11 protein-coding genes and 3 pseudogenes are annotated in these 13,373 nt (G+C 58.6%); 5 read left to right on the forward strand and 9 right to left on the reverse strand.

The genetic code is table 11. The annotated features are described in order from the left end of the window. Positions 1-47: 47 nt before the first annotated feature. Both QA637_RS29730 and QA637_RS31105 read left to right on the forward strand, forming a co-directional pair. Positions 48-251 carry a hypothetical protein gene (locus QA637_RS29730; RefSeq protein ID WP_283067433.1) on the forward strand — a complete coding sequence of 68 codons (204 nt, stop codon included), beginning with the start codon at positions 48-50 and terminating at the stop codon, positions 249-251. Between the two features lie 19 nt (positions 252-270). Next, positions 271-617: pseudogene (locus QA637_RS31105) on the forward strand (transposase); the annotation flags it as partial. Between the two features lie 86 nt (positions 618-703). Here the strand turns inward: QA637_RS31105 and QA637_RS29735 are convergent. Next, positions 704-1,768 carry an ABC transporter substrate-binding protein gene (locus QA637_RS29735; protein WP_283067434.1) on the reverse strand — a complete coding sequence of 355 codons (1,065 nt, stop codon included), beginning with the start codon at positions 1,766-1,768 and terminating at the stop codon, positions 704-706. A 1,302-nt stretch (positions 1,769-3,070) separates the two neighbouring features. Between QA637_RS29735 and QA637_RS29740 the strand changes: the two genes are divergently transcribed. The 3 genes and pseudogenes from QA637_RS29740 (at position 3,071) to QA637_RS29745 (ending at position 5,170) form a co-directional block, all read left to right on the forward strand. After that, positions 3,071-4,534: an amidase gene (locus QA637_RS29740; RefSeq protein WP_283067435.1), complete on the forward strand. Its 1,464-nt coding sequence runs from the start codon at positions 3,071-3,073 to the stop codon at positions 4,532-4,534. Positions 4,535-4,569: 35 nt separating this feature from the next. Continuing rightward, positions 4,570-4,812 (forward strand): annotated as a pseudogene (locus QA637_RS31110) (CocE/NonD family hydrolase C-terminal non-catalytic domain-containing protein); the annotation flags it as partial. A 106-nt stretch (positions 4,813-4,918) separates the two neighbouring features. Further along, positions 4,919-5,170, forward strand: coding sequence for a CocE/NonD family hydrolase C-terminal non-catalytic domain-containing protein (locus QA637_RS29745; protein ID WP_283067436.1), 252 nt, complete (start codon positions 4,919-4,921; stop codon positions 5,168-5,170). 959 nt (positions 5,171-6,129) lie between these two features. On the opposite strand, the gene QA637_RS29750 is transcribed toward QA637_RS29745, so the two are convergent. The 8 genes and pseudogenes from QA637_RS29750 to QA637_RS29785 form a co-directional block, all read right to left on the reverse strand. Beyond that, positions 6,130-6,666, reverse strand: coding sequence for an extracellular solute-binding protein (locus QA637_RS29750; protein ID WP_283067437.1), 537 nt, complete (start codon positions 6,664-6,666; stop codon positions 6,130-6,132). 151 nt (positions 6,667-6,817) lie between these two features. Further along, positions 6,818-7,198 (reverse strand): hypothetical protein, encoded by a 381-nt coding sequence (locus QA637_RS29755; protein ID WP_283067438.1) that lies wholly within the window; start codon positions 7,196-7,198, stop codon positions 6,818-6,820. 9 nt (positions 7,199-7,207) lie between these two features. Beyond that, positions 7,208-7,333 carry a hypothetical protein gene (locus QA637_RS29760; protein ID WP_283067439.1) on the reverse strand — a complete coding sequence of 42 codons (126 nt, stop codon included), beginning with the start codon at positions 7,331-7,333 and terminating at the stop codon, positions 7,208-7,210. Between the two features lie 175 nt (positions 7,334-7,508). Further along, positions 7,509-8,997, reverse strand: a pseudogene (locus tag QA637_RS29765) (N,N-dimethylformamidase beta subunit family domain-containing protein); the annotation flags it as partial. 168 nt (positions 8,998-9,165) lie between these two features. Continuing rightward, the gene (locus tag QA637_RS29770) at positions 9,166-10,233 is read right to left on the reverse strand and encodes an ABC transporter substrate-binding protein (RefSeq protein ID WP_283067440.1); all 1,068 of its coding nucleotides are present in this window, start codon (positions 10,231-10,233) and stop codon (positions 9,166-9,168) included. Positions 10,234-10,516: 283 nt separating this feature from the next. Beyond that, the gene (locus QA637_RS29775) at positions 10,517-11,341 is read right to left on the reverse strand and encodes an ABC transporter permease (RefSeq protein ID WP_283067441.1); all 825 of its coding nucleotides are present in this window, start codon (positions 11,339-11,341) and stop codon (positions 10,517-10,519) included. Further along, positions 11,334-12,248, reverse strand: a complete 915-nt coding sequence (locus QA637_RS29780) for an ABC transporter permease (protein ID WP_428843186.1) — start codon at positions 12,246-12,248, stop codon at positions 11,334-11,336. Before QA637_RS29780 ends, QA637_RS29775 begins: the two co-directional genes overlap by 8 nt. Then, positions 12,245-13,360 (reverse strand): ABC transporter ATP-binding protein, encoded by a 1,116-nt coding sequence (locus QA637_RS29785; protein ID WP_283067442.1) that lies wholly within the window; start codon positions 13,358-13,360, stop codon positions 12,245-12,247. The genes QA637_RS29780 and QA637_RS29785 overlap by 4 nt, the downstream gene beginning before the upstream one ends. Positions 13,361-13,373: the final 13 nt, after the last annotated feature.

The following is a 13,373-nucleotide window of genomic DNA, read 5'->3' on the forward strand; positions in this document are numbered from 1 at the left end:
TGCGGGCCGGCCAAACTGATGCCGGCGCCTGCAGTGGTTCTTCCATCATGTTCAATCCGACGGGCATGGCCGGGGCGATGGTGGCGCTGCTTGGACTGGCGCCGCCCTATCGGCTTTGCCTCCACCGGACCAATTGGAAAGTCGGCTGCAACGACATCAACCTGATGGAGCTTTGCATCGCCACGCGGCGGGTCCGCATTCCCGTGCCGTGGGACATTCTGGACCAGGGCGGCAGCTCAACGACCGCGTAGCGCAAAGTATCGAGTGGCCGAGGTGGAAAAGCGGCTGCGTGCGGCTGAGCGTCTGGCGCGGTGCATCGATGATCCGCGCTGCCCAGACAAGATCGTCCACAGCATTGCGGACACGACCGGCTTTCGCATGAAGATGATCGCCTTCGGCTACAGGGTGGCAACGACGCCAACCGGCTGCGATCCGATCCAGTCTTCAAGATGGCCTAGGACGCACTGCCTTCGGGCCGGATCCGGCATCTCAATCGACGGTCTTCCGGCTGGAGACCTCCCCGGTGCGGGAACTGGGTTGCTGTAGGGCGGGCGATGGTCGATCTCGATTGTGCTTCATTCCGGCAGTTTCCGAAGCGGATCGCGCCCGAGATAGACGCATAGGGATTGGGAAGTCGGTGTTTGGTCTGCTTGCCCTGGGGCCGCCGGCCGGCGCGGCGGCCCTTTACGCTCTGTGGTGTCGCCTATTTCATCATCCAAGCGTTCCAGCGGTCGTACAGCATTTCGCGATTCTGTTCGTACCAATCGCGATCGATGGAAAACGTGCGCGACCAATTCTCCGACGCGGTCGGCATGTTGTGGCGTTCGGCTTCGGGTATCAATAAGGTCGCGTTCTTATTTGAGGTTTGATAATTGATGGCCTTGACGAATGCGAGATGCGCCTCGGGCCGTGTCATGAAGAAATTAAGAAAGGCTAGCGCTGCGTCCTTATGCGGAGCATCCTTCAGCATCGCCCAGGGTGCGACATCGCGAACGGCACCATTGAGCACGAGTTCAAGCTTGAGCCCTTCTTTGCGCAACGCCAAGGCGCGGCCGGAAGCGAGCATGCCCATAACGACCTCGCCGGAGCGAAAGGCCTGCTGGCTCTGGTCATTCGAATGCCACCAGACTGTGATATGAGGTTTGATCTGATCGAGCTTACTGAAGGCGCGATCAAGGTCGAGGGGAAAGAGCTTATCCGCGGGAACTCCATCCGCCAATAAAGCAATGGCCAGAACCCATTCTGGGCCATCAGCCGGCAATGTGCGCGGGCCGGGGAAGCGTTCCACGTCCCAGAAATCCTGCCAGGATTTCGGTCCGCCGTTGGGGAAAGCCTGAGTGTCATAGACGAGTGTTCCAGCGCCTACGGTTCGAAGAATGCCCAGCCCATCCGCCATGCATGTCCCGTCAATGCCATCCTTGGCGACATTCGGCACTTGTTCGCAGTTCTCGCCGAAATTATAAAGATAGCCGGCGAAAGCTTTGTTGAGATCAACATCGTTGGGGGAGATGACATCCCATTCCACCGACTTTGAGCTGCTCATCGCTTTCACCCTAGTCCAAGCTTCCGTTGCCGTGGCGCTGACTAAGTGGACTTTCACGCCGCTCAGCTTCTCGAACGGGTCGAAGAAATTGTCCTTCAGTGCCTTCTCAAAGGCGCCGCCGGTAGTGACGATAACAAGTTCTTGCTGCGCCTGTGCCGTTACCGTGAAAATGACACTCGCGACAAGCGCGATGGCCCAGATCCCTCTCTTGAAGATGTTTCTCATGAGGCTTTCTCCCATTTCTCTTTTGCGGGCATTACGGCATGACTGCGATGCGTCGTTTAGGCCCATTGCTGTCTCCGAGGAACCATGCCCCGCACCAAGGGGTGCAGATGGTCGATGTCGCCTGGAGACATCTTCAGTGTAAGCTTTTCGGGTTTCTTGGCATTTTCAGTTCGTTATGAGCGCGCCGATTTTTGTTATTAGAGCCCGCCGCAGAGCATTCTGGGCACAGCGCTTGTGCCATCGGTGGGCTTGCGCTGGAGCAACGGTGAGAGTTCGCGCCGGCAGATGTCGAAAGGGCCGATTATAGGATGATCCAACAGCGCCGTTGCCACACCTTCGCCGTCGTCCCAAATCGTCTGCTCCAACGGCGCGATCTTGAGCCGCGTCGAACACGTCAAGATCATCGTTGACGCCAAGCTGAAGAACCCGCCCTCTCCGTCGGAGCTTGCTACTGCACTCGGCGTATCCGCTCAGGGCCTGCCGGATGAGTTGCACAAACAAATGGCCACCCAGTTACACCGAATGCATCACCGAGCGAGAATGTAGCGGACAATTCTTCTGCAGAGGAGGGGTGATCTCCTCCTCAACGGTTCGAGGTCGGTTAGCGCCACATCTCCAACTTCTGTACCGCGCTTTAAGCGCCAATTTGAAATACGCCAAAACAGCGCGGACAGTCCTGGCGAGGAAGCTTAGCTCCGGTTGTTTCATAACGAAGCGCCGACGCGCATAACGCGGGCGATCTATTCAAGCTCTTCGACATTCACCAACTTTAGCTAAGTGCTTTTTTGATTTGTAAGTTCGTGGATCTCGCTGCGATCAAGATCGATGGACTAGGGTCGCGAAAGGGGATTGGAAAAGTAGATGACAGAATCTCCATCTGGCAATTGCCGATCGCAGCCGTGCGCAATTTTCCGCCAGCCCAGGCGCATTGAGCTTCGTTGAAGGAGCGGGCGACTTCGACCCGGCGGGGCGTACCGGTGGCGTGCCGCGAAGGCGATTTTAGTTTACGTCGAGACGGAAGCGTGCATCGCCGCCCTTTCGAGTCGGCGCCGCAGGAGCGCGTGGAACTCCTGGTGGCGATGGCTGGAAGTCGGGAGCCAACGGTCCTCCGGTGGCGGACGAGGCCCTGGAGCATTTCCGCAGATGTCATCTGCGGCTGCGCGCAAAGGCTGAGATATGCCTCCGCTGTCGCATTGTTGAGGGTCGACCGCTTGATCGGCGCGGTCGGTTAAGGAGCCGATCGCGGCGCAGTCGTTCTCGCGGAATCTTATTGGTGCGAAGTATCTTATGTGAGGTTGACAGATGAGTGGTTTATCCGAAGACATCCGATTTCTCTACCGAGACAGCGATGCGCTCGCGCTTTCGGATCTGATAAAGAGCAGAGAGATTAAACCCTCGGAGCTTATGGAGGCCGCGATAGCGGCGGCTGAAGAACTCAATCCCGTACTCAATGCGGTGGTCAGCACCGACTACACCGTAGCGCGCAAACTCGCCGCACAGTCCGATTGCACCGGGATATTTGCCGGTGTGCCTTACCTTGCGAAAGACGTGTCGACGAGCGTGGCTGGGTTTCGGATTACCAACGGCTCAAGGTTCTACGACCGATACACGCAACCGTGTACGGACGACGCCGAAGAGGTTCGACGATTGCGCAGGGAGGGATTGATCCCCTTCGGAATCACAAACGCTCCGGAAGTCGGTTCGGCACTAACGACGGAACCCAAGCTACACGGTCCCACTTGTAATCCGTGGAATCAGGCATTTTCGGTTGGCGGTTCGAGTGGCGGTGCGGCCGCCGCCGTCGCGGCGAGGATCGTGCCGATCGCAGGCGCGAGCGATGGTGGGGGCTCGATCCGAATGCCTGCTGGTGCTTGCGGAACCGTCGGCCTCAAGCCTTCCCGAGGACGCATCCCTGTGTATCCGGCGGCGGATCGATTCTACGGTATGGAGGTTTCGGGGTGCATCTCGCGAACCGTTCGCGACACCGCTGCGTACCTCGATGCTATCAGCGGCTCGCTCGTTGGCGAGCCGTATACGCCTCCGATCCCCGGGGGATCGTTTCTTCAACTATCGTCCCGCGACCCCGGTCGCTTGCGTATCGGGGTTACCACATCGTTGCCATTTGGGCATAAGCTGGATGGTGAGGTTTTCACATCCATTGCAGATACGGCCCGTCTGCTTGAGAGCATGGGCCACGATCTCGAACCGTACGATCTAACCTTCGACCTCCAAGCCTGTCGGCAAGCCTACATTCGTGTTGCGGCCGTGTTGCTAGCACGTCAGTTCATGATGGCGGAAGCGGAATTCGGTGCGACGCTGACCGCTGACGATGTCGAACCCGTGATCAGAGCCCGCATCGAGGAAGGCACCACCGTCGATGCCATTACCCATGCGATGGACATCGATACCCTCCGCCACAGCGCTCGTGAAATCGCCGCAAGCCTCGCTTCGTTCGACGCCTTTCTGTGCCCGGTCTTTCCGCGCCCAATTTTCCGCATAGGAGAATATGGTTCGATTTTTAACTCCGAAACCGCGAGCACTCTCACTACATTTCTGTTCCCAATCAACGTGAGCGGACTCCCGGCTATCTCTTTGCCGATGCATCAGTCACTCGATGGACTTCCTCTAGGTGTTCAATTGGTAGGCCGTTATGGCGACGAAGCGACGCTCCTCCAGCTCGCCCATTCCCTAGAGAAGGAAGTCCGCTGGGACAAGCGACAGCCGCCCATCATCGGCGTGGAAGCACACCCGAAGTCTCCCAAATAACTGAAGGTCGAACAGACACGCCGATGAAGGGGGCGATGCGGCCCGCTGCCGGCCATGGGCCGGCGACGTTCGTCTACGACCCGCGGCGCCCGCTCAGGACTCCGCACCTTGACGCCTCCGGCGAAGGAGTCGTCGTCGACTGTGAGTCTGTGATCTCGCGCGACGACGTCCTGACATATACGACAGCGCCGTTCGACCGAGAGACGGAGATCACCGGGCAAATCCTTGCGAAGCTCTGGATCTCCTCCACCGCGCCCGACACGGACGTCTCTGCGCGCGTACTCGTTGTGGAACCGTCGGTCTACATATGGCCGCTGACGCGGGAGCCTGGCGTGCTGCGCGCGCTACCGCAACACGGAGGATCTGCAGCCGCCCCAGCCGCTGATGCCCGGCGAGCCGACGGAGCTAACCACCGGCCTCGGCTATGCGAGTTACGTGATCAGGCCGGGGCAACAGCTGCGCATGTTCGTTGCGGGCAGCAACTTCCCAAACGCGCATCTGAACGTGTGGGGTCTGTTCACGTCGATGAACCAGGCCGTCACCGCCAAGCAGACCGTGTACCACACACCCGTGCACGCCTCGAAGATTGTGCTGCCCATCATTCCCCGGGCAGGGGCGCGTACCAGGCCGCATTGAATCGACGGAAGCATTCCCAAGATCAGCGATACTGCGTCCGCGAGTTCGTGCACGCTGGCAACACCGTGATGGAAGGGTTCACGCAGGAGGAGTGGAAGCGCGATCCTTTAAGGCGGTCGTTGGCGATGGCGTCGTCTTCGGGCGCGGCTCGCTCGACAACCGACAATTAGGGGACATTTCGATGGTCATCCGTAAGCATTCATTTCCACGCACGTTGACGTCTCTGGCGAACAAAGTGAACAAATTCCGCTCGGATTTCGCCAACCTCTCGTCGTCATGCTTGGAAGGCATATCAAGCGCAAACGCGCTGCTCTGTCCGGAAGGCTCGATCCGCGGTGTTCTCAAGCTGCACCGGAATAGACGCCGATGTTGAAGACGGCTGCAGAGGATGGGCCTCCTTGACCTTCTATTTCAAAGGAGGTTCGTGGCGACCCTCTGTTCGAGCGCAAAAAAGGTCATCCGACATAACCGAAAGTGACCATCATCACACAGCTCCCGAGCGAAGCGGCATCAGGACACATCCGAGCAGTGCTCGGGAGAGGGCTGCGGCTGGGATACAAGCTTCGAGTGCCGCATCGACGACGATCGGCAGTTGGGCGGCCACTGCACACCTTGAGGGCGGAAGGCCTTGCCGGGGAGCCAACTCTGTCTTCGTTTCCTGATCGTATTGCCGATGACGGACCGCGAGCCCGGACGCGCGTGGCAGCAACCGGAACCCTGACTCGTTTACAACCTCTGGGTCGGCTTCAACCGCCATGAAGGCTCTCCAGCCCGAACCATGACCACAGTATTCACCCTGCAGGTGGTCGTAATCTTCGGAACAACTGGAACAGGATGACGACAACGAATATAACAGACAAGCGTTTATGGTCGATAGGCCTGCTGGTTTACGAATAGCCTACAAAACTCAATACGTGCCCGGCCGGCGAGTACGGTGGCCTCAACGCTTGCCATGTTGCCTAATTCAGCGTCCAAGTATACCAGCGCTCATATAGCCTTTCGCGATTTTGTTCGAGCCAGTCTCTGTCGAACGAAAACGTGTTCGACCAGTTCTCCGGCGCAGTCGGCAGGTTGCGACGTTCGGCTTCCGGCATCAGCGACACAGCGTCCTTGTTTGACGTTTCGTAGTTGATTGCCTTCACAAAAGCGAGATGCGCCGCGGGTCGGGTCATGAAGAAATTGAGAAACTCTAACGCTGCCTCCTTATGTGGCGCATCCTTCAGCATCGCCCAAGGCGAGATATCTCGCACAGCGCCATTGAGCACGAGTTCAAGCTTTAGCCCTTCTTTGCGCAGCGCCAACGCCCGACCGGACCAAAGCATTCCCATGACGGCCTCCCTCGAGCGGAAAATATGCTGGCTCTGGTCGCCCGACTTCCAGCAGACCGTTATATAGGGCTTGATTTGATCGAGCTTTTGAAGGCCCGACCAAGGTCCAGGGCGAAAAGCTTTTCCGCCGGCACGCCATCTGCCAGCAAAGCAAAGGTCAGCACCCATTCCGGTACCTCCGCTGGAAGCGTGCGCGGACCAGGGAAGCGTTTCACGTCCCAGAAATCCGCCCAAAACTTTGGGCCGCCGTTCGGAAAAGCCAAGGTGTCATAGACGAGCGTTCCAGCGCCGATGGTGCGCGAAATACCGAGCCCACCCGCTATGCAGGAGCCATCGACGCCTTCGTTAGCGACATTCGGGACCTTTTCACAGTTCCTGCCGAAAATGTCAAATAGCCGCTGTTGGCTTGGTTGATGTCCTCAGCTTGGGGGGGAAATGATGTCCCATTCCACCGATTTTGCCCGCTCGTCGCTTTGACACTCGCCAAAGAATCGCTCGTGCTGACCGAGCGGATTTCAACGCCGCTGACCTTTTCGAATGGGTCGAAGATATTCTCCTTTAGTGCTTTCTCAGAGGTCCCACCGCTGGTGACGATGACAAGCTCTTGCTGATCCTGTGCCGATGCCGTGAACGTCAAACTTGCTGTAAGCGCGACGGCGGCGAGTGCTCTCTTGAAGATGTTTCCGATGCTCTCCTCCATCACATTTCCTCAGGGGGCGATGATTGTTGCGATACAGGCGCGCCGGTCACCGGACAATTTACTGTCGAAGATTCTCGGCTGGTTGTTGGTTTGACTATCCGTGCCCAGATCGCGGACCTCTGCAGTTTTTGCCATCTGGACGTCCATTGGTGACCACGTTTGACGGCAAAGATGCCGAGAACTCCGTCGCGAAGTCGAGTGGTCGCTCGAACAAAATGAGTTCCTCCCGCTTTACATTTCGATTGACTTAGTACGGAGAGTGCACGCTGTGCCTCGTCCGTGTTTCAGTTTGGAACAGTCGCGCGGGACTCTACCTGCGGCCGAGGTAGCCGTTAAGCACATTGCGGGTGACGATTTCGACCATGGGATCGCGCCTCAGAAGCCTGCCACCCACTCGCAAGTGCCGGCATGGAATACCTCGCCCTTGCCGCGCTTGAAGTTGACGATCATGCCGTTCCCATACTTATTGGGCATGCTCGCGTCCCCGTACCAGACGTAGTCTCCGGATGCGAGATCGGCGTTTTCCTCGATGTTAGTGGCCATGCCGACAGCCAGGATTTCGAGCCCATCCGGTGCGCCACTCGTCGGCGAAGGGTAGGGCAGGCCGTTGCGGAGCTCGTAATCCAGCCCATCCACCTCGTAGCCAAAGATATGGCTTTCGTCGCCGAGCACGTCGCCATAAAAAAGCCCGGTCTTGGCGAAGGCCCAGTGCTCCGGACGATAGATCGGAAAGCCGCGCACCCCGCGAGGTGCAAAGCCGCGCCAGCCGGCATAGACGCCGTCGCTCGCGTTGAGGCCAAAGGTCTGGCTGCCGGGGCGGGCAACTTCCGGCGTTTCCCATTCAAGGGCGGCGCGACGCACATCGTCACTTCTGAGAACCGGGTCGTCCTCGGGGCACCCCCAGTAACTGACCTGGTAGCGGCCCTCGTCCTCAAGCCTGACCTGACTGGCGAAGTTGCCGGCGAACCGCGCTACATGGCCGCCCTGGTCGACATAGGCGTCCACCGCATCACGCATTCCCAGGTCCAGTACTCATCATGGCCGGTGAACACGACGCAATCATAGTCGAGCAGGATCTCCGGCGAGAAGTGCAACTCGTGCTGGCTGGCGAGATCGATGCCGTAGCCGGCGCGCTCGGCGAAGCGGAAGAAATGGCCATCATAGGTCGCCCAGCCGGCCGAGGCGTATTTCTTCGAATGACCGGTGGCGTAGGCCCATTCCAGGTGTGGAGCACGCGGCGAGGTCATGGGCGGCATCGCCACCTCGATCGTCGCGCGTGGCGCTTCGGGCGGCAGCACGATGAAGCCCCGGCCCCAAGGCCGCTGCGTCGACACGAGCCGCGCAGACTGGTCTCGGTTCGGCCCGATGATACCTTCGTAGTGGCTGGAGCCGCCCCAGGTGTTGTAGGCGAGCCAGGTTCCGGTCGCCGCCACCTGCAGGATGCGTCCGGGTTTGCGGCCCCTATTCGGCAATACGATCAGAAAATGATGGCAGCGGATCGGCCTCTCGTCCCGGCCTTTCGCGGTCAACGTGATGCGATAGCCCCCCGACGCCCAATCGTCGCCGATGGGGAATTCAAAGGTTGTATCCCAACCGCAGCCCTCTACCGAGCAGTGCTCCGGCGTGTCCTGCCAGCGCGCAGCGATGCCGCTGCGTTGGAACACCGTCGCCTCGATTGCGCCATCGCGCACGATCTCGATCGCAAAGACGGGCGCCGTCGAACTCACTTGCAGGCGTACCTTTTCGCCGGGCCGATACGAAAAGCGGTCGCTGTAGCACCAGATCTCGCCACGCACACCGGGTCGAGCGTCATCAGCGCTCCACCTTTCACTTCACGCCGACGTCGAGCACTCGGCTTAGACTAGGAGGGCCGCGACCCGAGCACATCAATTTCTTATAGTCGAAATCGAGTTGCGCCGGGAGTTTGGGCTGCCGAGACCACTCGGCGGCCCCGCGCCTGCGGGAGGCTACTTCTGAATCCAGCTGTTCCAGCGGTCGATCAGCATTTGCTGGTTGTCGTTGATCCACTTGGGGTCCGGGACCACCATTTTGGAACTGATCTCCTCGTCCGAGGGCATGGTGGCGCGCGCCTGCTCAGTCATGTACTTGACCGCATCCTTGCTTGGCGGCACGCAGGACAGCGCCTCGCAAATCTTGCCCTGGATTTCGGGTGAATCAAGGTAGAACTTGAGCAGTTCAAGCGCTTCCGCTTTGTGGGGCGCACCTTTCACAACGGCGTACCGATCGCCCAACATAATCGCACCGTTATAGGACCAAGCGATGGGTTGTCCTTCATTTTTCAGCGCCATAACGCGGGTCATATACATGACTCCGGCGTCATATTCACCATTGCGGAAACCTTGAACCTGCTGATCGCCGTTCGTCCACCATAGGCCGACATCGGGGCGCAACTCGTCGAGCTTCTTGAAGGCGCGGTCCACGTCCATCGGATAGAGCTTGTCTGTGGGCACCCCATCGGCCAGAAGAGCCGCCGTTAACTGCGTGCGAGCTGACGCGCTTGCGGAAAAAGAGCGAACACCGGGAAAATTCTTGGCATCCCAGAACTCCTTCCAGGTGCTCGGCCCGCCATTGGGAAATCGCTCCTTGTTGTAGACAATCAATGTGGCGCCGCGGAGAAGCGAGATACTTGATGCCCTGCATGAGCCGGGCACTAGGTCTGAGCGATCTTTGAATTGCATGCAGAAGTCTGAAATGTCGTCTGCCCTCGTCAAATGATCCGGTGCCTCGGCTTCGATTTCACCTTCGCCAAAGATGTCCCACGTAACGTTGCCGGATTTGATCATGGCCTCCACCTTGGCGCGACCCTCCTCGGTGCTACCGGTCGGGACCGAGACAACCTTGATGCCTGTGGCTTTTTCGAAGGGGTCGAACCAATATTCGCGCATAGCCTTTTCATAGGAGCCGCCAGAGCCGGATACGACGACTTGGCGATCCTGAGCCCTCGCGGGGGCTGCAGACGATGCGAGCGACAATGCCGCGAGCGCATAAAGGCCAATCACGAGTTTAGTTTTCATTGTCATTTCCTCCTCAGGGGCTTTCCTAATCTTTGACGAGAGATGAGTTGCAAATCATGCAAGCGCGCGTCACTTCAGCGACTGACGCACTCAATTTTATAGTTCGAGAAGTTTCTGGCATTTTCAGTCAGTTATGAGGGAGGCCGCTTTTCTTATTCGGTGCGCTCCACGCGCCGGAGAAATTCGGCCGACAATCAAGCATGATGATCCGTATATTCTCCAGCCGATCCTTGAACTAACAGCCTCAGCTGCGGCCCGGCGCCGGCTCAGTGGCGACGGGGGATCAGGAATTCGCCCTGTTCTCGGATAGACGTATCGTCCCCATCAGCAGGATTGTGATGGCAACGATAATTGTGGAGACGACTGCGATCACCGGGGTAAGATTGAAGTCGATGTCCTCGAACAGCTTTTTGGTGATCGTCTTGCCTCCAATCCCAGAGATGAAGAAGGCGACAGTAGCTTCATCGAACGAAGAGATGAAAGCGAAGACTGCGCCAGTGATCACGCCGGGGGTGATTTGCGGCAGGACGATTTCAAAGAAGGTGCGGCCGCGTCCGGCCCCGCAACTGAGAGCCGCCATTTCGAGAATGGGGTCGAAGCGCTGAAGCGACGCCGAGACGGCAACGACCACATAGGGAACGGTCAGCATGGTGTGAGCCAAGAGAAAGCCGAAGAAATTTCCCGTCAGCCCAAGCGGCGCGAAGAACAGATATAGCGCGATCGCGATGATAATGTGAGGAACGATCAGGGGGCTGAGCGCCAAACCAAGAATAAATGATTTTCCTGGCAGACCGCCACGTACCAGGGCGACAGCGGCAAGTGTCCCAATGATCGTGGCAGAAATCGTGGTGAAGAAGGCGATGCGCAGGCTGAAAAGCGTCGCAGCGATCCAGTCAGGGTCACTGAAATACTCGACGTACCAGTGCAGGGTCAGCCCCGAGGGCGGAAACTCGATATAGGGAGCACTGCCGAACGAGATTGGTATGACGATCAGCGTGGGCAGGATCAGGAAGAACAGGATGAGCGCAACAAAGAGGCCGGCGGCGATCTTCCCGAGCGCGAGAGGACGAAACGGGCGTGCTTGGCTTAAAGCGATGGTCTCAGACATTGCCGAATCCTCCAGAGCTGGCCAGGAACCTGCGGAACATGAAAGTGAGGACTAATGTAACCGTAAGAAGAAGCATCGCCAGCGCGCCCGCGAACGGCCAGTTGAGCAGAACCATCGTCTGCTGTCCGATCAACGTCGCCATCATTAGCGTTTGGGGCCCGCCCACGAGGGCTGGCGTGACGTAGAAACCGAGCGCCAGGATGAAGGTCATCAATGTGCCTGCGAAAACACCAGGCAGACTGAGCGGCAAGGTGACTTTCAGAAACGTTGTGAACACCCCGGCGCCAAGATTCGCAGCGGCCTGGGGCAGTTCCTTCGGAATGGTGCGTAGTGAGCTGTAGATGGGCAGGATCATGATGGGCATCAGCACATGTGTCATGGCGAGCAATACAGCGCCTTCGGTATAGATGAGCTTAAGCGGGTGATTGAGGACGCCGGTACCAATGAGGATGTCGTTGAGGACGCCCCTGCGCTGCAACAGGATGATCCAGGCATAGGAGCGCACAAGAACCGAGGTCCATAACGGGACCAGGACGCAGACTGCAATCCAGAGGGTGATCTTGCCACCCGCCCGCGCCATGGCGTAGGCAACCGGATATCCAAGAACGAAGGCACCGACCGTCGTCGCAAATGCGATCCAGAGCGTGCGCAGCAAAACCTTCAAGTAGAGCGGCTCGATGAAGATCCGAACATAGTTGTCGACGGTGAAGCCTGGGTCGAACAAGCTACCGACCAGCATACGGCCAACCGGGTATAGAAAGCTAAAGAACAAGAGCAGAAGGAGAGGCAGGATCAGCATCGCCGCCAGGATCGGGGGGTATCTGCCACTGGCTCCAGTGACCAGGAACAGACGTGTGAAGCGCGTTGCCGTGGTCGGATTCGCTCGTCCTATCTCAAGGCTAGTCATTGGCTGTCGCCCTTGCCGGAAAAAAGATGAATGGCATTGGTTTGGAACACGATGTCGACCGCATCGCCGCGTGCGAATGTCGACAGGGCTTGGCTTACGGGGGTCTGGACATGGAGCGGCGGGCCGCTGCGACCATCGATGTTGACTAGAAGAATCTGGTGTGTGCCGAGATAAATTGAGGTGTCCACCGTGCCGGCGATTGCGTCTTGGCCTCCGAAGCCCCGTGCGGTGAGGGAAATGTTCTCCGGCCGGATGGCAGCCTGCAGCGACAGTCCCGGAGAAAGCTCCGGGGCGTGTCCATTGAGCGAGCGCGTCACGCTGAGAGTCGAGGCGTCGGAGACCCTAATCCGTGGACCGGACTGGGAGGGTCCGAGGTATTCCACCGGCAGGAAGTTCATCTTGCCGATGAATTCCGCGACGAACGGAGAGGCCGGCTCGCTATAAAGGCTAGAGGGGCTACCGATCTGGGCAATCCGGCCGTTGCCCATCACCGCGATGCGGTCCGACATGGTCAGCGCCTCCTCCTGATCGTGGGTCACATAGATAACGGTAACGCCAAGACGCTGCTGAAGCGCCTTGATCTCGATCTGCAACTGTTCGCGCAGTTTCTTATCGAGTGCGCCGAGGGGCTCGTCCATCAGAAGCACGGGGGGCTCGAAGACCAGGGCCCGCGCGAGGGCAACCCGCTGCTGCTGCCCTCCCGACAACTGGGAGGGCATTCGACTGCCATAGGCGTCGAGTTGGACCATGATGAGCGCCTCGCTCACCCGCCGCTGGATTTCTGCGCGATCCACTTTTCGCATACGCAAGGGGAACGCCACGTTGTCGTGCACCGACATATGGGGGAATAGGGCATATTTCTGAAAGACCATCCCGACATTGCGCTTGTGAGGGGCAACATGCGTGACATCGTTCGCACCGATCTCGATGAGACCCGCAGACGGAAGCTCAAAGCCCGCGATCATCATCAACAGGGTCGTTTTGCCGGAACCCGAGGCGCCCAAGAGCGAGAGAAACTCTCCCGGCCTCACATCAATAGATACATCCTCTACCGCCGTGACCGCTCCGTAGAGCTTCGCGACTCCGCGAACTGTGACATTTTCACCCTTCATTACATTTCCCACT

It is taken from the genome of Sinorhizobium terangae (genome assembly GCF_029714365.1).
Taxonomy (GTDB): Bacteria; Pseudomonadota; Alphaproteobacteria; order Rhizobiales; family Rhizobiaceae; genus Sinorhizobium; species Sinorhizobium terangae.